Origin of the sequence: Paenibacillus sp. FSL L8-0638 (genome assembly GCF_038593075.1) — a bacterium.
GTDB lineage: Bacteria > Bacillota > Bacilli > Paenibacillales > Paenibacillaceae > Paenibacillus > Paenibacillus polymyxa_D.
Genome location: NZ_CP151960.1, coordinates 3,027,403 through 3,044,674 on the forward strand (window position 1 = coordinate 3,027,403; position 17,272 = coordinate 3,044,674).

Genomic DNA, 17,272 nt, shown 5'->3' on the forward strand with positions numbered 1-17,272 from the left:
GCGATAATCAATCCTATCGTATACCTTAATCATTCCAGGTGCGACCAAGCCTAATCAGATCGAAACTAATCTTCAAACGCTGAGTATTCAACTAACTGTAGAAGATCTTAAGCAGCTTGATATTCTTTTTAGCCAAAATAACTTGTTTACAGATTAGCTGATTGTCAATTTATAACTCTATTAGCGGGCGCTTATAAAGCGCCCCTTTTCGCATTTTACGTACACTTATTGGATAGTAGACAAAAAAGAGTTCTAAAGTTTTCACTTTAGAACTCTTTTAACAGATGCATTTATTTGGTAATCGTAATTTGTTTGGATGCAGTATTATAGTTCACCTGATACCCCGAAAGCTCGCTAATCACTCGTAATGGAACCAGCGTGTAGCCGTTAACAATAACCGGAGCTGTGATGTTCGTCGAATAACTTCGGGAGTTGTTTAACTCATATACGGCAAGGGTCGAATTCTTGACTTGAAGCACTACCTGTTTGCCGTCTGTAGGTCGATTCAGGATAATCTTTTTGGTCGATTTTTCATAATTCACCTCGTAACCTATCCGTTCACTGATAAAGCGTAGCGGAACCATCGTCGCCCCATTAATGATCCGAGGAGCCTGAGCCATCGTCGTAGCACGACCATCGACATAAGCTGATTTAGCTCCTGGTGTCAGGGTGAACGAAGATGAATAGGAGGAAACCGCATTGTTAGGATATGAAGACGTTGTACCAGAAGTGGTTGTCGTAGTAGAACTCGTCCCGGATGATGAACTACCGGTACCAATCGCTCTATTGCGAATAGCTTCTAGCCGATCCAGCAGATCGCTTTTACGGGTTCCGCTCGGCAGATCACTGATTGCATCTCTGGCAGAACGCCAGTCGGACGCATTTAGACTGTTTTCCGCAATTCGCATCAAATCTCTTGCTTTCTCATAGTTCGATGAACTAGATGAAGAAGAGTAGTAACCATCCGAATCCGTGCGTTCTGATATCTTTACACCGCTAGATTCTCTTCCATTGCTATTGACAGTCACGACCTTAATCTCATACCAGCGTCCTTCTCGCAAATCCGTGATTTTATAGGACTCAGAGCTTGTAGTCCCCTTATAATCACCATCCACATATATCTTCACCTTGTCGGCTCGACTCGGCATATCATAGGTGATTTTGATCCAGGTGTCGCTTTTGCTATCGACTTCAAGATTGGACACTTCTGACGAATTGGAGGATGTACTGTTCGTTGTGGCAGTCAGCTTCACACCGGAGGACAACGCACCTGTGCTCCGCTTAGATTTTATCGTGAACGTGTATGTCTGGCTTGCCGAAAGATTATTAAATGTATAGGATGATCCTGTTGAATCAGTTACCAGCTGCCCATCCTTATATAGACTGACCGTACTAATTCCGCCAGGTTTTGTCCAAGAAACAGTAACACTATAGTTATTAACTGATGTCACTGAAGCACCTGTCACATCGGGCACGATATCGGTAGAGACCGTAGAAGTTGTAACTGGAATACTAACTCCTTGAGATATATTTCCGGATTTGTCTATCGTTTTGACCGTTACGGTATAGGCTGTGGCAGCATTCAAGACATTAAACGTGTAAGACGTGCCTGTGGTTCTTTGAATTTCTGTACCATTTAAATAGACAATCGCTTGGCTTAAGTCAGCATCCTTAGGCAATATGTAATTGATGGTAAATCCATTATATCCTACATTCGTCGCTGCCAGTCCGCTTACTTCTCCTGGTGGTGTCTTATCCACAGGACCATCAACGGAAGCCGTTTTAGCCTGTATTGTTGTACCGAGAGATTCATTTCCACTCTTATTCACCGTTTTCACGCGAAAGGTATATGTCGTGTTCGGCTGTAAACCGCTTAACATATAAGAGTTACTTCTAATGTTATCTACATACACATCGTTAGTAACACCAACCACTTTAACGTGGTCAAAATTGATGTCCGACGGATTGTTCCAGGACAAATTTACTTTTGTTGTTTCTGTAGGAACCGCTGTCAGATTGCTTACCTCTGCCGGCGCGATATTCGCAGTCACCATTTGGCTCGACATTACTTTTAGCATTTGGTTAAGATAGGTGTTCTGACCATAACCTTTGGTTAACGTAGTCACTTTCGGACCTGAAGTAACAGGCAATTGACTACCTTGAGCGGTTGCTAATTTGGTATGTAACTGTGTTGTATTTAGGCCTGTCAGATTTGAGTAATGCCTCTCAGTCGGCAACGCGCTAGCCACTGCATCGGGTGTCAAAATGCCATATCCCGTATTCAAAATCAGTGTAGCCGTTGCGAACGGAGCCATCCATTGACGCAAACGTTTTTTATTCATATTCTATGCTCTCCTTGATACCAGTATGGAAATTTTATTTGTCAAAAACTAATAAGTTAAGCTTACAAGCCCTTCCGCTGCAATCCAGCTTTTAAAATATGTACCATAATGTACACACGTTCATTTAACTGTTATCGGAATTTGCATACAAAATGTTTAGGCTTTACACCGTATTTTTACTGATAGGGGGTCGCGCATACAATAGGGATACACATTTTGACAAGTTAAATGAAATTACAATTATCATTTCCAGGAGCGCTAAGCTGTGTGACGTTGGCATCTGCCGTAAATATTCGATATATCGTAACTTTCTACCGTTTAATAACACTGCATTATAGGATATATTAAATTTTAAGTAATAAGAGAAAGAGGTGTATTATGTTCAAAAATGCCTTTAAGATGTTTGGTGTCATTGGTAATATTGAAGCAATTTCATATCTACTGCTCGTGTGTATCGCTATGCCACTTAAATACGCAGCTGGAATACCGCAAATGGTAAGCTGGGTGGGTATGATCCATGGGGTACTGTTCGTGGCTTATGTTGTAGCGACTGTGGTCATGCTGATTATACGGAAAATAACGCTACTGCAAAGTCTTGCTGCCTTGATTGCCTCACTGTTGCCGTTTGGCCCCTTCATTTTTGATCGTAAGGTGCTTAAGAAAGCCGAAGCACGTGCGAATCATACCAGCCCGATAAAAGCTACATAAGCATGTACAAGGGCAAGTGCCAATACAACAACGCGGCTTTCTCTTCCCACTCATGCAGCAGTATACAAAAACAACCGATGGCTCTAAACCACTCGGTTGTTTTTGTATACGCGAATTTTAAATTGTTACTTTCCTACGCAGTAAGGGAGACTCTAACTTTGTCATTCTTTTTGTCCCTTTCTGCTATATTTATGTAATCACAACAACTAATCTCTCGGGTAATTTACACTCATAATATCCATAAAAGGAACTTTATCCGTTTCTCCATTACTCTCTACATGAACCTTCCCTGTTCTTGGGTCCATTTTAACAATCTGTCCGCGGGTTGTTTCTGCGCGTCCCCATACGGTCAATACAACCTCGGATTGCTCTCGTTGTGCTTCTACAAGCTGATTCCCGATTTCCTCCAGTACAAATTCATCCCGAGTAGGCCGTTTGGGTACCTTCGCTTTTGCCACTTGCTATCACCCTTCCTTCACGCAAAATCAAAATCAAATTCATTCTATTTTACCATACTTTTCATCATTTGGTGCTGGTAATGTGAGTAAAATTACGTCTCAGAACCACAAAAAAGCCGAGTTCTCAAAAACGAGAACATCGGCTCTCTAAAGTTACTTGTTGGAGCTCATTAGGAGAGATTGAAAATTGAAGAGACAGGATTATTTGACCAACTGTGGAATGTAATCCACGATATTATAAATAGGAGCACTGCTCTGTTGCGTAACGGCCAAAATCAATGCACCTTCGAGCATCGAAATGATAAGTACCGCCAGACTGCGTGCCTTTTCCTCGTCCCAGCCCGATTCCTGAAGCCGCTCCACATAAATGTGCTGCCAATCTGCAAATGTATTCACACAAGCATGACGTAGCGATTCGCTGATACAAGAGGTTTCCGCAGCTGCCCAGAAGCCAATCGGCATAAAGCTGTCAAAGCCGAGACGGTCTGCCTCCTCAGCTGTATTACGAATAAAATCCTGAATGGCTATTACGGGGTTATCATTTCCGTCCAGTGTCTGTTTTAATTTTTGCTTAATAAACTCATTCCCTCTTCTTATGCACTCCAAGGCCAACTCCTCTTTACCACGCGGAAAATAATAATAAAGTGATCCCTTCGGTGATCCACTCTCCGCAAGAATCTGATTCAGTCCGGTCGCGTGATATCCTTGATGAAAAAAGAGCTTCGATGCGGTTTGTACAATATTCTCATATGATTCGGGTTTAGCAGCCATATACAGCATCCTTCATTATATAATATTTAAACTTTTACTTTGACAAAAAAATAACAACACGTTTATTATATATAGACCGATTGCTATAATTCAATACCCATTAATTTATTTGGAGGAACAAAAACAACATGAGTACAATGAGTCAAACAAGTTCACCCTCTGAACCCAAAACGTTCAAGGTACTACCTATTATGATTGCCCTGCTCCTTAGCGGCTTTATTGGGATGTTCAGTGAAACGGCACTTAACATTGCACTGAATGATTTGATGCAGATTTTGCATATTACAACTGCAACAGCCCAATGGCTGACAACCGCTTATCTGCTTACACTCGGTATTTTAGTACCTGTATCGGGATTGCTGATTCAAACCTTTACGACAAGACAGCTGTTTGTTACATCGTTGCTGTTCTCAATAGCTGGTTGTCTCGTTGCTGCGCTTGCACCTACTTTTTCAGTGCTATTGATCGCACGTATTCTTCAGGCCATTGGCACGGCGTTGTTATTGCCATTGATGTTTAACACCATCTTGATCATTTTCCCAGCTGAAAAGAGAGGCGCGGCTATGGGGATCATCGGATTGGTCATTATGTTCGCACCGGCAGTGGGCCCTACCATTGCAGGACTGGTACTGCAAAATCTGTCTTGGCACTGGATCTTCTGGATCTCCCTTCCGTTCTTGGTTCTCTCACTGATTTGCGGTATTTTATTTATGCAAAACGTTTCAAAAACGACCAAGCCCAAAATTGATTTTTTATCTATCCTGTTATCTTCCATTGGCTTCGGCGGTGTCGTGTTTGGTTTCAGTAAATCCGGAGAAGGTGGCGAAGGTTGGGCTAGCCTGATGGTTCTGCTTCCTGTGATTGTCGGTCTGATATCGTTGATACTGTTCTCTGTACGTCAATTGAAAATGAAGCAGCCTATGTTGAATTTGCGTGTATTTAAATACCCTATGTTTGTTATTGGCGTTATTATGGTGTTCCTATGTATGATGACGATCCTTTCTACGATGCTGATTCTTCCACTCTTTTTGCAAAAGGGGCTGGCTCTGTCTGCTCTAACAGCAGGTTTAGTACTTCTGCCCGGTGGGATTATCAACGGCCTCTTGTCTCCTATTATGGGTTCATTGTTCGATAAATTCGGTCCCAAGTGGCTTGTCATTCCAGGACTTGTGATTGTAGCTGCTGTTTTGTTTTTCCTGTCCGGCATTACAACAACATCAACTCTTGTACTCATTATTGTGCTTCATAGCTGCTTGATGATCGGCATTTCCATGATTATGATGCCAGCTCAGACAAACGGCCTAAATCAGCTCCCTATGGATCTATACCCAGACGGAACAGCCATTATGAGTACGCTCCAACAAGTTGCTGGTGCAATCGGTACAGCCGTAGCGGTAAGCATTCTCTCCAAAGGTATGGAAGGCTATTTGAGCCAATCCAGTATGCCTGAATCCGTAAATGAAATGGCCAATGCCATGACAATCGGATCACAAAATTCATTTTTCTTTGCGATGATCATCAGTGTGATCGGGTTGATCCTTGCCTTTTTCATCCGCAGAGTTCATGTTGAACATGGCACTGCCAAAGCTCCCATGCACTAATTCATAATTTTCATATGATCCCAAATTAAAAATATGTGAATAAACTTAAAGACTGCTAACCATATCACTATTGGTTAGCAGTCTTTTTGATATGAATTTACATACACATTCGTCAATTACATATTTACAAAGCACCTTCATTTGGTTACGATATGATTTATGAGTTAAAGCGTAAAAATTACGATTACTATTAAGGAGGACTTCCTGTTGTTTAAACGTTCGTATTTTAAACTATTTATACCTGCGGTAATGGCGGTAATGATGGCAGCCTGCGCTTCATCTCCGTCAGCTTCACCCTCTCCATCTGCTGCACCACAAGATAAAAGTGTCTCCTTATTGTTCAATGTGCAAAGCCCTTCTATAGATCCTCATACAGATGTAAATTACACAGCTGTTCGTGCTGGAGTAAGTGAAACACTGATCAAAGTGAACAAGGATCTCAAGCTGGAAGCTTGGCTTGCAGAGAAATGGGATAGCAAGGACGGACAGCACTGGACCTTCAACATCCGACCTGGCGTGAACTTCCACAGCGGTAATGCCGTCAATGCCGCTGCTGTCAAAGCCTCTTTGGAAAGAGCGCTAAAGCTTAATCCGTCGGTCAAAAATGCGCTACATATCCGTGATATTCATGCGGATGGACAGATTTTGACCATTACGACAGACAAGCCTTTTCCGGAATTTGTATCTGAACTGGTTCATCCAAATACGGCTATTATAGACACCACAGTTACAGGTGACCTCCCATCAGGAACAGGACCGTTCAAGGTTATCAGTTTTCGTGCTGGAAGTGAATTAAATTTAGATCGCAATGAACAATATTGGAACGGTGAAGTAAAGTTGAAGCATGCCAAATTCATGTTTAACGAAGACGCCAATGCACGTCAGCTTGCTTTTCAAGCCAAAACTGCTGATATTGTGTATCGCCCGCCAATTGAAAGTCTGGAGCTATTGAAAGCTGATTCTACCGTTAAGGTTGACTCACTTCCTAGTTTGCGAACGCATCAACTTATTTACAATATGAACAATAACGATCTGAAAAAGACGGCTGTGCGTAAGGCATTCGATAACCTGATCAACCGTGATGAGATTGCCAGCGGTATCATGTCCGGCCAGGGAACCCCTGCTCAAGGGCCATTCTTGCCCGACTTTCCATTTTCGCCGGAATATATTACGAAAAAATTTGATTTAAATGCTGCACGAGAAGGCTTCAAGCAAGCTGGATATACAGTGCAGAACGGAAAAGTTGCAACCCCTGACGGCAAGCCGCTTCAACTTACATTGCTAACTTACCAGTCGAGAGCGGAACTTCCACTCATTTCCCAGCTGATTCAGGCTAATGCTAAAGAACTTGGCATTACGATTGATATCCGTCAGGTTGATAATATTGACGAATATCTTGCCGCTCATCAGGATTGGGATTTAGCGACTTATAGTAGCATTACAGCCCCGCGCGGCGATGCAAGCTATTTTCTAAATGCGGCTTACATGCCTGAAGGAGCACTAAATTATGGGCGTGTGCATGTACCGGAACTCACGAGTATGATTTCACAGCTGAACACAACCGTGAATGAGGAACAACGCAACAAGCTGGCGCTGAAAGCTGTCACACTGATTGACCAAGAAAATCTGCAATCCTTTCTGGTCCATCCAAACAACGTAGTGGCCTATCGCGATTACGTACATAACTGGGTAACTAGCCAAAGTGAATATTACTTGCTAACCCAGGACCTGGATGTGAACTAGCATGTTCAAATCCATCGTCAAAAAGTTTCTTGAACTAGTTTTGTTCTTTCTTATTCTTTCCTTTGTGAGCTTCTGTCTGCTTAAGCTTGTTCCGGGCGATCCCGTCCGGAGCATTCTCCGAGTCGATGATGTAGCTGTGTCCAATCAGCAAATTACGGATATGCGCAGCCAACTAGGGCTGGACCAACCATTACCTGTGCAATATGGTAAGTGGCTGGTTCAGTTGCTTCAGTTTGATTTTGGACAATCTTATTTAACCCATCGTCCGGTATTCACAGAGTTTATGGAAAAATTGCCTTATACACTGCTGCTGACCGGCGGCTCCCTGTTCATTATGCTGCTGATAGCTCTCCCGCTGGGAACAATGGCGGCGCTCTACCGTAACCGCTGGATTGACAGCGCCAGTCGTGTGTTTGCCTTAATCGGCTCCTCGATTCCCAGCTTTTGGCTGGGGCTTTTGTTTATCGAATGGTTTGCAGTTAAATTGCGCATTTTGCCGTCTATGGGCGAAGGAACCGCTTTTCATTTGGTACTCCCTTCTCTTACCTTGGGATTAGCAATGGCGACCGTTTATGTACGAATGATTCGCGCAAGTCTGATTGAAAGCTCGGGGCAAGACTTTATCAAAGCGGCGCAAGCGCGTGGAATCAGCCCCATCCGCATTTTTTTCAGACACATGCTCCGTCACAGTCTAGTTCCACTCATTACGGTATTCAGTGAGAGTATAGGTAGCCTACTGGGAGGCACAGTCGTGATTGAAGTGCTATTCGCCTATCCAGGGCTGGGCAAATGGATTGTGGATGCCATTGCTGCAAGGGATTACCCCATTATTCAGGGCTATACCGTATTTATGGCTGTGTTCATTGTATGTATCAATATTTTGGTAGAGCTGTCCTACCGTTGGGTCAATCCTGAAATCGCTTTGAAGGAGAAACGTTTATCATGATAAAATCCGTACATGCGGAAAACAGGCAGCTCACTAAAACGCGATTGTCCAAAACATGGATTGTGTCGCTCTCCATCCTGCTCATTCTTGCAGCAATTACAGTCATTCCGTTTCTTGCTCCGCAAGATCCGTATCGTATCCAGATGGGGAATCGACTACAATTGATCAGCGCTACGCACTGGCTGGGAACCGATCATTTGGGCAGAGATGTACTATCGAGAGTGATAGCTGGGCTTCGGACGACTGTCGGAACCAGTTTGTTGATTTTGGCTGTTTCGTTGGTTGTAGGGGTCCCTCTTGGTCTGCTTTCAGGATTTATTGGAGGCTGGATGGATCGTGTATTCAAGCGGGTGGTCGATGCCTTCATGACCTTACCTGATTATATTTTTGCCATTGTACTGAGCGGTTTGCTCGGACCAGGCTTAGTAAATCTTATTTTTGCGGTAACTGCGGTAAAATGGGTTGGTTATGCACGCCTGGTGCGTAGTACCGTGCTGGCAGAAAAGCAAAAGGATTACATTTCGTTATCCATACTGGCGGGTACCTCCTCCCTGCGGATTGTCATGCGGCATATTCTCCCCCATGCCATTGGGAATGTTCTTGTGCTGGCTACGCTGGATATCGGCAAAATCATTTTAATGATTGCCTCCCTATCTTTTTTGGGCTTAGGTCCACAGCCGCCAATTCCTGAGTGGGGTACTATGCTGAATGAAGGACGAGCATATTTTCAAATGGCTCCCCATCTGATGCTGGTTCCAGGGATAGCTGTCGTGCTAACCGTGCTACTGGCGAACGTATTTGGAGACAAGCTGCGCGACCGTTATGATGTTAAAACCCGGACAGAGGAGTGAACTGGTACATGCTGACTATTGAAGGCTTAACGATTCGGACAAATGTAAAAACGATTGTAAAGCAACTGGAGCTTGCCGTTCGTCCGGGGGAATGGTGTGCTCTAGCCGGCGAAAGCGGTAGCGGCAAAAGCATGACGGCGTTCGCTATCGGCGGACTTCTCCCCTCTTCTGTTACAGCGGAAGGAATTATTGCGTGGAAGGACAATAATTTGCTGGATCTATCCGCTAAACAAAGACGTTCTTTGCTTGGTAGTGAAATATCTTACATTTTTCAAGACTACCATGGGGCTTTCACCCCCTTTCTGCGTGTGGGCAGCCAACTGGACGAGCTGATGCGCGCCCATGGCAAACAAGATCGCAAGGCGCGCAAGCAGCGCTGTATCGAGGTGCTGGAGCGCGTACAGCTTCCCGCCGAGCGTGTGTACCGCAGCTATCCGTTCCAGCTTAGCGGCGGTCAACTGCAACGGGCAGCTATTGCGGCTGCACTCCTGCTGGAGCCGAAGCTGCTTATTGCCGACGAGCCTACAACAGCGTTGGATACGCTCACAGCTCATCGGGTGCTGCAGCTCATTGACCATATCCGGATGGAAACGGGCATTTCCGTCTTGTGGATCACTCACGACCTACGTCATGTACGCAAGTATGCAGACCGAATCGCAGTGATGAGCGAAGGTTCATTGGTTGAAATAGGTGAAACCCAAGTGGTGCTGAGCCATCCGGCCCACCCGTATACTCGTCGTCTACTGGCGGCTATTCCGCCGCTGTCTCCGGGCGCTCCAGCACGTTTGCCTTACAACAGCACAGAAGAACAGAACGCATTGGAAAGGAGCGCTGTATATGAATAATCAAGCCGCCAGCGCTCAGCGGCAAGACACGTCTCATCCTGTCGTGACCGTCTCCGGTTTGACGAAAGCTTACACTGGAGGCAAAACAGTACTGAAAGATGTTGCTCTGTCGATCTCCCCTCGAGAATGTCTGGGCATTGTCGGGGAAAGCGGCAGTGGGAAAAGCACACTCGCTCGCTGTATATTGACATTGGACCCATTTGATCAAGGTGAGCTTAGACTGGATGGGCAGTCTATCCGGGGATTAAAGCGGAGCGAATTAAAACGGATTCGCAGCAGGCTGGGTGCAGTTTTTCAACATCCATCTGCGGCTTTGAACCCCAGACTAACCATCCTGCAATCCCTGCTGGAGCCACTGGACCAGCTTAAGTACTATGTTCCTTCTTTTATGACGGGTATGTCCTCAGAACGTCGGGATATAGCAGAACATTTGCTTGATATGGTAAAGCTTCCAGCCAGCTATCTGGACAAGTTTCCACATCAGCTCAGCGGTGGGGAAAAGCAGCGTGTAACCATCGCACGTGCCATCAGCACAGAGCCGGATTTTATCGTATTGGACGAGCCAACAGCAAGTCTGGATGTGACCACACAAGCCACCGTTTTAAATCTGCTCAAGGATTTGCAGGATGAGCTAGGATTGGCTTATCTGTTTATCTCACATGATCTGGCGGCTGTGCACTTTATGAGTGATCGAATCATGGTCATGAAAGAAGGCAGTGTGCTTGAGCATTTTCCCAAGGAAGCATTATTTCATTCGGATCGCCATCCCTATACACAATCATTACTGGAGGTTTTTTCAACATGTTGCCTTCCCACCGAGCCTATCTTGCTTTAGCTATCCCATTAATTATTTCGACGATTACAACCCCACTACTCGGTGCGGTGGATACAGCTGTAATCGGTCATTTGAGCCATTCCGCGTATTTAGGCGGTGTAGCAGTGGGCACTCTTATTTTCAATACTTTATATTGGCTGTTTGGCTTTCTGCGAGTCAGCACATCAGCTTTCACGGCCCAAGCCACGGGGGCACAAAATAATGACCAGGGCATAGCTGCTCTCATGCGCCCACTGGCCATTGCTTTACTCATTGGTGCGGTATTCATTGTGTTACAAAAGCCCATTCTGTTAGCTTCTCTGCAGCTAATCCATCCAGCTCAGGATGTGGCAGCGCAGGCAGCAATTTATTTTAACATTCGTATCTGGGGAGCTCCTCTTACATTAGTGAACTATGTGCTGCTCGGCTGGCTGATGGGATTGTCCCGCGTGAAGGCTACATTATTTTTGCAAATTTCAATGAACGTAATCAATATGGTATTAGCTATTGTATTTACACAGATCGTGCATTGGAATGTCACTGGTGTAGCAAGCGCTACTCTGATTGCGGAAGTTCTTGCATGTGTGTTTGGTCTGGTTCTGGTGTTCCGCTCATCGATCTGGAGAGAATGGAAGCAAAGCGGACAGATGAATTGGCGAGGTTGGTTTGGAGCTTCAGAGTTGAAAACTGTCATGGCAACAAACCTTGATCTCATGATTCGTACAGCCTGTCTGCTGACGATGTTTAATCTGTTTACGGCGCGCAGTGCGAGCTTTGGAACCGATCAATTGGCGGCGAACGCTATTTTGTTGCAGATCCATTACATTATGGCTTACTCTTTTGATGGGTTCGCCAACGCCAGTAGCATCATGACGGGTCAGGCTCAGGGCGCCGGGAATCGTAAAATGCTGCAAAGGGTTATTCACTTGTCCTGGTTCTGGACACTGGTGACCAGCGTAGTGACAGGAGGATTGTATTTCGCACTGAAAGAGCCGCTTATCTCACTATTTACGGACAATGCTACAGTGATTAGTCTTACAGGCCCTTATAATGGATGGCTTGTGGTCTTTCCGCTGGCAGCCGGGCTGGGACTGGTATTCTACGGTGTGTTTACGGGAATGACGGTAACGTATCCCATTCGTAATTCGATGATGATGTCATTGCTCTGCTTTTTGATCGCTCTCTTCTGGTGCGTTCCCCATTATGGGAATCACGGACTTTGGCTATCCTTTATCGTATTTGCACTAGGACGGTCACTGTTTCTTGTAATCTATTTGCCTCGCTTGCAGAGGATATAGCAGCACCTGATTTATTTCGCTCTCAAAAACAAAGGATGTCCCATCCACCATGTACGTGGTGTTGGGACATCCTTTTATTATTTATTCATACGGCTTTCAGGTTAGGAGTTTGCAGATACCTCTACTCGCCTTGAGGAACGGTCAAGCCTAAACCTTCGGCTACACGGCGTCCGTATTCAGGATCAGCTTTGTAGAAATGTCCGATCTGACGCAGTTTGATTTCATCACTTTCTACGGGCTTCATCGCATTTACGATGTTTCGGACCAGGCGTGCACGCTCTTCTTCACTGAGCAAGCGGTATAGGTCGCCCGGCTGTGTGTAGTGATCATGATGATCGTAGGCTACACTTTGAGCTTCGCCAGACACTTCAAAAGGAGCCATTTTGTGCGCAGGTGATTCTTTGGGGCCACCGAGACTATTAGGCTCGTAATAGACAGATCCTCCGCCATTGCTGTCACTGCGCAATGCACCATCGCGTTGGTAGTTGTGAACTTCCGCATGCGGACGGTTGATCGGCAACGAATTATGATTTGCACCTACACGGTAGCGATGTGCATCTCCGTAGGCAAACAGGCGTCCTTGCAACATTTTATCCGGGGATGCCTCAATACCAGGAACAAATGAACCCGGGGAGAATGTCGCCTGCTCTACCTCAGCAAAATAGTTCTCAGGATTGCGATCCAGCACCATGCGTCCAACCTCGATCAGCGGGTAATCCTTTTGAGACCATACTTTTGTAACATCGAACGGATCAAAGCGGTACGTATCTGCATCTTCTACCGGCATAATCTGCACATGAAGTTTCCATGCAGGAAAATCTCCTTTTTTGATGGCATTAAACAAGTCTTCTGTATGATAATCCGGATTTTCACCAGCAATTTTCGCAGCCAAATCCACATCAAGATTTTGCACACCTTGCTCCGTTTTAAAATGATATTTCACCCATACTGCCTGTCCTTCGGCATTTACCCACTTGAACGTGTGACTGCCGAAACCGTGCATATGTCTAAGTGTAGCTGGAATACCGCGGTCAGACATTAGAATACTTACCTGATGCAGCGATTCAGGAGATAAGGACCAGAAATCCCAGACCGCATTCGGGTTTTTCAGATGGGTTTGGGGATGGCGTTTTTGCGTATGAATAAAGTCAGGAAATTTAATGGCATCCCGAATAAAAAACACAGGTGTATTATTGCCCACGAGATCATAGTTGCCTTCTTCTGTATAAAACTTCACCGCAAAACCACGCGGGTCGCGTACAGTATCGGACGAGCCCAGCTCACCCGCCACTGTGGAAAAGCGAATAAACATCGGTGTACGCTTGCCCACCTCAGACAAGAAGCTTGCTTTTGTATATGCAGACAAATCATTAGTAACTTCAAAATATCCGTGTGCTCCTGCACCTTTTGCATGAACGACACGTTCCGGCACACGCTCCCGGTTAAAATGCGCCAATTTCTCCAGCAGATGCACATCCTGAATTAGTGCGGGACCCCGTGAGCCTGCTGTGATTGAATTTTGATTATCTCCAACAGGAGCGCCCCAGCTTGTAGTCAGGTTCGTTGGTTGGTTACTCATGATTGAAATCACCTCTTAAATGAATTGGTTGACTATGTGCTTTTTACTATAAGTTGTGCACAAACAAAAATCAATACTTTTTTATAATCATTATAATGTAGGATTTAGAATTAGTTTAAAATCATAAACAAAAAAGCAAGCCCCCTAAGGCTTGCCGTATATGCAGTACTGTATTTATTTACTAATAGGTATACTTCCATTTTCACGTTCTGTAATGATTCCTTTGATCACTTCTCGAAGTTTTGCCATTGAGGCTTTCAGACAATATTCATATACAATTCATCATAAAATCATAAAAGTAGCTGCTTGCTATCGAGAAAATCCAAGATATCCTGAACCGACGGGATTACCTCCCGCCCTTCAGTGGATACGATTAGATCCGGTTCCAGCGGTGCTTCATAAGGAGCATCAATCCCCGTAAAATGATGAATTTCTCCGGCGCGCGCTTTCTTGTACATTCCTTTTGGATCGCGTCGCTCACATTCCTCCAGGCTGCACTGTATATATATCTCATAGCAACCTTCTTGCTTTAAAATCTCCTTTACCATTTCACGATCTTCACGATAAGGGGAAATGGTGGCGCAAATGGTTAGGACACCCGCATGTGCCATTAGCTTTGCAACTTCAGCAATACGACGAATATTTTCTTTACGGTCAGCGGGTAGGAAACCTAGATTCCGATTTAAACCATGCCGAACATTATCCCCATCCAAAATAAACGTGTGTATGCCTCGTGCATATAACGCTTTTTCAAGTGTGGAGGATACCGTTGATTTTCCCGAACCAGACAGCCCTGTAAACCAAAGCACCGGACTTTTATGGCCATTCAAAAGCTGACGCGCTTGCTTATCAATATCGGACACATGCCAGGTTATATTCGAAGATGGTTCCATTCAGCACCTTCCTTTTTCATGAGATATTATAGTAAACGATTTAATGCACTGCCTTTACTTCAAGAAAGAACATTTTTAAAGCTGTTTAAAGTACGTTGATCTGCTTTGTGATCCAACACTGCAAAAACAATCCGGTCAAACAGCAAACCATATCCTTCATCTACAATTACTTGCTTGAACCAGAGGGCAACCTCTTCCGGCTTATTGCGGAATACCCCGCAACCATAGGCTCCCAGCACAAGATGTTCTACGCCGTTTTGCTTAGCCATTCCAAGAACGTAACGGATCCGCTCCAGCATCACTTCCCCAATCCGATTCACCTGCTCTGGCTCCCGTTCTCGCACCACTCCAGCATTTACAGCAGGTGCAGTCAGGAAGTCGACTTGATATGGCTTCTCCAACAATGTTCCCTGATCATCCCGAAATACCGGAACTTCAGGCGAATAAATCATATAATCTGAATAAAAACAGCTCCGCAGCTTCCGATTATGCCCATACATCTCTTCCATTTGTGAAATGCAAGGATACAACGCTGACGAACGAGCCAAGCTTTCCTCTTGAGCCTGGCTGCCTCCGAGAAATCCACCTCCCGGGTTTTTAGCTGATGCAAAATTCAAACACGCCACGTGGGTCAGCTTCTCCTCTACCTGGAGTCTGTATGCCGCCTGTAACGTGCTTTCTCCCGTAACCTCCAATTTTGCAATGATCCTCTGTTCGTCTATGCGGGAAGAAGGCCCCAATATACTTTTTATTCTTTGCTCTGTCTCTTGTTTTACAGCTACCAGCTGAGAAGGTGTATATAACTTCGAGCCTGTGACCGCATTCCCTATGTCATTTGTCATATTTACTTGAGCCTGTTTGTTATTCGTATAATACCCATGTTCCAAAATGGATAGTGTTTCCTGCGCCATATGCGATCGGGCATCTCGGTTGCTCCGGGAATTCATTGTATTTTTCATGATGACCATTCCTCCTTTTGTAATACATCCTCACGTAAATTCGTCAATATTTCTCCTAGCCAGTTCGTGCCACGCCATAGCTTGCGGTTCCGTATACGAGCATCGTTCTCAGCTAAGCCTACACCCCAAATGGTGTCGGTTGGACTAGCCTCAACCAGAGTGGTTCCTTTCGTTTTAAGCAGGTGCTTGAGCAAATTCGGATTTTGTGTAAACTTGGCGTAATTACCGTCATACACAAATTGCCGGCAATTGGCCTCCCACAAGGATTGGTCAAATCCGCGCACACTGCGGCCGCGGGCTTTTTGTTCCCTTGGAGTAGGGGCTTGCATAATTTTCAAGGCCGCCTCTTCATCCCCAAAAAGCTGGGCTTTTTTTAACATCATATATTGCTCGGCACAGTTAAACTCCATTCCATCCACGACAAAATCAGAAGGATACCATTGCGAAAATGGCGAATGACTGCGATAAAAAAATGTAAACTTTTCCATGAAGATTCCTCATTTCATATTCCTTATGTTACATAAAACGCGACCGAGGCTTAAATCGATATAACTTGGACGGACGATGTCCGGCCGCCTTTCTATATTCATTGGTTTCTTCCACGAGATCAGCTATTTTGCGACGAAAAGCTGCGGCCAACAGCTCCTTACCTAGAATAATTTCATACACCTGCTGAAGCTCACTCAGTGTAAATAGAGCTGGCATTAGGTGAAACGCGATATCTGTGTATTCTATTTTGCTGCGCAGACGCTCTATACCGTACGCAATAATTTTGGCATGATCAAAAGCAATTCCCTGTGACTCCAGCACTTCTCGCTTGATTTCAATGGTTCTTCCCTTAAGAATTTCAGTTATTTTTACTTTGGCTGACAGATGGATGTCCCCATGCTTCAATGTGATGTCAATGTCTTGTTCCCATGTGTAACCTTCCGGCTGATTCGTCCGCGTCTCCTGAGCTACGCTGTAATCCAGCTCAAACCATTGGGCATCAGCGGCATCATCCCCCGCCTGTACCTCCAAGGAATCGTGGTCAACTAAAGCCATGTAAGCGCAACTGATCACCCGCATACGTGGATCACGTGCCACATCTCCCCAAGTATATAGCTGCTCCATATAAATCTGATCCACATTCGTTTCCGTTTTAAGCTCGCGTCGTGCAGCTTCTTCCAGACTTTCATCTATACCTACAAAACCACCTGGCAACGCCCATTGTCCTATATAGGGATGCTCCCCTCTTTGGATCAAAAGAAGCTGTAGGGTCTTCTCCGGCAGCTTACGGTAATTTTGTTGGAGCTGATCCATTACCGTAAATAGCAGCATATCTACCGTTACGGATGGGCGCTCATATTCACTCGCATCATAAGCGGCCAAAAATTCCTCTTCCGTCAAGCCACTGTAATTATGTTTCAATCCATCTGTCACTTGCGTCACCTACCTGTTCATATATGGGTATTTCATCGCTTT

Annotated in this window: 16 protein-coding genes; 8 read left to right on the plus strand and 8 right to left on the minus strand. The window is 45.0% G+C overall.

The genetic code is table 11. The features are described 5' to 3' along the window. Window positions 1–290: 290 nt before the first annotated feature. Complete coding sequence (locus MKY35_RS13090; protein WP_342443939.1) at window positions 291–2,342, minus strand: fibronectin type III domain-containing protein; 2,052 nt, start codon at window positions 2,340–2,342, stop codon at window positions 291–293. 378 nt (window positions 2,343–2,720) lie between these two features. On the opposite strand from MKY35_RS13090, the gene MKY35_RS13095 reads away from it, so the two are divergent. Further along, a complete protein-coding gene (locus tag MKY35_RS13095; RefSeq protein WP_342443940.1) occupies window positions 2,721–3,050 on the plus strand; it encodes a DUF3817 domain-containing protein in 330 nt (109 codons plus the stop codon). A 206-nt stretch (window positions 3,051–3,256) separates the two neighbouring features. Here MKY35_RS13095 and MKY35_RS13100 read toward each other — a convergent pair whose 3' ends face one another. Together MKY35_RS13100 and MKY35_RS13105 are read right to left on the minus strand one after the other, a co-directional pair. After that, on the minus strand, window positions 3,257–3,508 hold the full coding sequence (locus tag MKY35_RS13100; RefSeq protein ID WP_029515150.1) for a YolD-like family protein: 252 nt from the start codon (window positions 3,506–3,508) through the stop codon (window positions 3,257–3,259). Between the two features lie 201 nt (window positions 3,509–3,709). Continuing rightward, window positions 3,710–4,279 (minus strand): TetR/AcrR family transcriptional regulator, encoded by a 570-nt coding sequence (locus MKY35_RS13105; RefSeq protein ID WP_342443941.1) that lies wholly within the window; start codon window positions 4,277–4,279, stop codon window positions 3,710–3,712. Window positions 4,280–4,416: 137 nt separating this feature from the next. Between MKY35_RS13105 and MKY35_RS13110 the strand changes: the two genes are divergently transcribed. From MKY35_RS13110 to MKY35_RS13140, 7 genes are all read left to right on the plus strand, one after another. Then, window positions 4,417–5,880 (plus strand): DHA2 family efflux MFS transporter permease subunit, encoded by a 1,464-nt coding sequence (locus MKY35_RS13110; protein ID WP_069011926.1) that lies wholly within the window; start codon window positions 4,417–4,419, stop codon window positions 5,878–5,880. Window positions 5,881–6,087: 207 nt separating this feature from the next. Next, window positions 6,088–7,623 carry a nickel ABC transporter substrate-binding protein gene (nikA, locus tag MKY35_RS13115; RefSeq protein WP_342443942.1) on the plus strand — a complete coding sequence of 512 codons (1,536 nt, stop codon included), beginning with the start codon at window positions 6,088–6,090 and terminating at the stop codon, window positions 7,621–7,623. 1 nt (window position 7,624) lies between these two features. Beyond that, on the plus strand, window positions 7,625–8,569 hold the full coding sequence (nikB, locus tag MKY35_RS13120) for a nickel ABC transporter permease (protein WP_342443943.1): 945 nt from the start codon (window positions 7,625–7,627) through the stop codon (window positions 8,567–8,569). Continuing rightward, on the plus strand, window positions 8,566–9,420 hold the full coding sequence (nikC, locus tag MKY35_RS13125) for a nickel transporter permease (protein WP_342443944.1): 855 nt from the start codon (window positions 8,566–8,568) through the stop codon (window positions 9,418–9,420). The genes nikB and nikC overlap by 4 nt, the downstream gene beginning before the upstream one ends. Window positions 9,421–9,428: 8 nt before the next feature. Continuing rightward, window positions 9,429–10,265 carry an ABC transporter ATP-binding protein gene (locus MKY35_RS13130; protein WP_342443945.1) on the plus strand — a complete coding sequence of 279 codons (837 nt, stop codon included), beginning with the start codon at window positions 9,429–9,431 and terminating at the stop codon, window positions 10,263–10,265. Next, window positions 10,258–11,100 carry a dipeptide/oligopeptide/nickel ABC transporter ATP-binding protein gene (locus tag MKY35_RS13135; RefSeq protein ID WP_342443946.1) on the plus strand — a complete coding sequence of 281 codons (843 nt, stop codon included), beginning with the start codon at window positions 10,258–10,260 and terminating at the stop codon, window positions 11,098–11,100. Before MKY35_RS13130 ends, MKY35_RS13135 begins: the two co-directional genes overlap by 8 nt. Next, complete coding sequence (locus tag MKY35_RS13140) at window positions 11,067–12,377, plus strand: MATE family efflux transporter (protein ID WP_342443947.1); 1,311 nt, start codon at window positions 11,067–11,069, stop codon at window positions 12,375–12,377. Before MKY35_RS13135 ends, MKY35_RS13140 begins: the two co-directional genes overlap by 34 nt. A gap of 121 nt (window positions 12,378–12,498) precedes the next feature. On the opposite strand, the gene katA is transcribed toward MKY35_RS13140, so the two are convergent. The 5 genes from katA to MKY35_RS13165 form a co-directional block, all read right to left on the minus strand. After that, window positions 12,499–13,956 carry a catalase KatA gene (gene katA / locus MKY35_RS13145; protein ID WP_029515135.1) on the minus strand — a complete coding sequence of 486 codons (1,458 nt, stop codon included), beginning with the start codon at window positions 13,954–13,956 and terminating at the stop codon, window positions 12,499–12,501. A 290-nt stretch (window positions 13,957–14,246) separates the two neighbouring features. After that, entirely contained in the window at window positions 14,247–14,849 is a 603-nt protein-coding gene (gene cysC / locus MKY35_RS13150) for an adenylyl-sulfate kinase (RefSeq protein ID WP_165146527.1), read from the minus strand. A gap of 59 nt (window positions 14,850–14,908) precedes the next feature. Next, window positions 14,909–15,808: a TIGR02452 family protein gene (locus tag MKY35_RS13155; protein ID WP_342443948.1), complete on the minus strand. Its 900-nt coding sequence runs from the start codon at window positions 15,806–15,808 to the stop codon at window positions 14,909–14,911. Then, window positions 15,805–16,296: an NADAR family protein gene (locus MKY35_RS13160; protein ID WP_039273133.1), complete on the minus strand. Its 492-nt coding sequence runs from the start codon at window positions 16,294–16,296 to the stop codon at window positions 15,805–15,807. Before MKY35_RS13160 ends, MKY35_RS13155 begins: the two co-directional genes overlap by 4 nt. 28 nt (window positions 16,297–16,324) lie before the next feature. Beyond that, window positions 16,325–17,230, minus strand: coding sequence for an NUDIX domain-containing protein (locus tag MKY35_RS13165; protein ID WP_029515141.1), 906 nt, complete (start codon window positions 17,228–17,230; stop codon window positions 16,325–16,327). Window positions 17,231–17,272 lie beyond the last annotated feature (42 nt).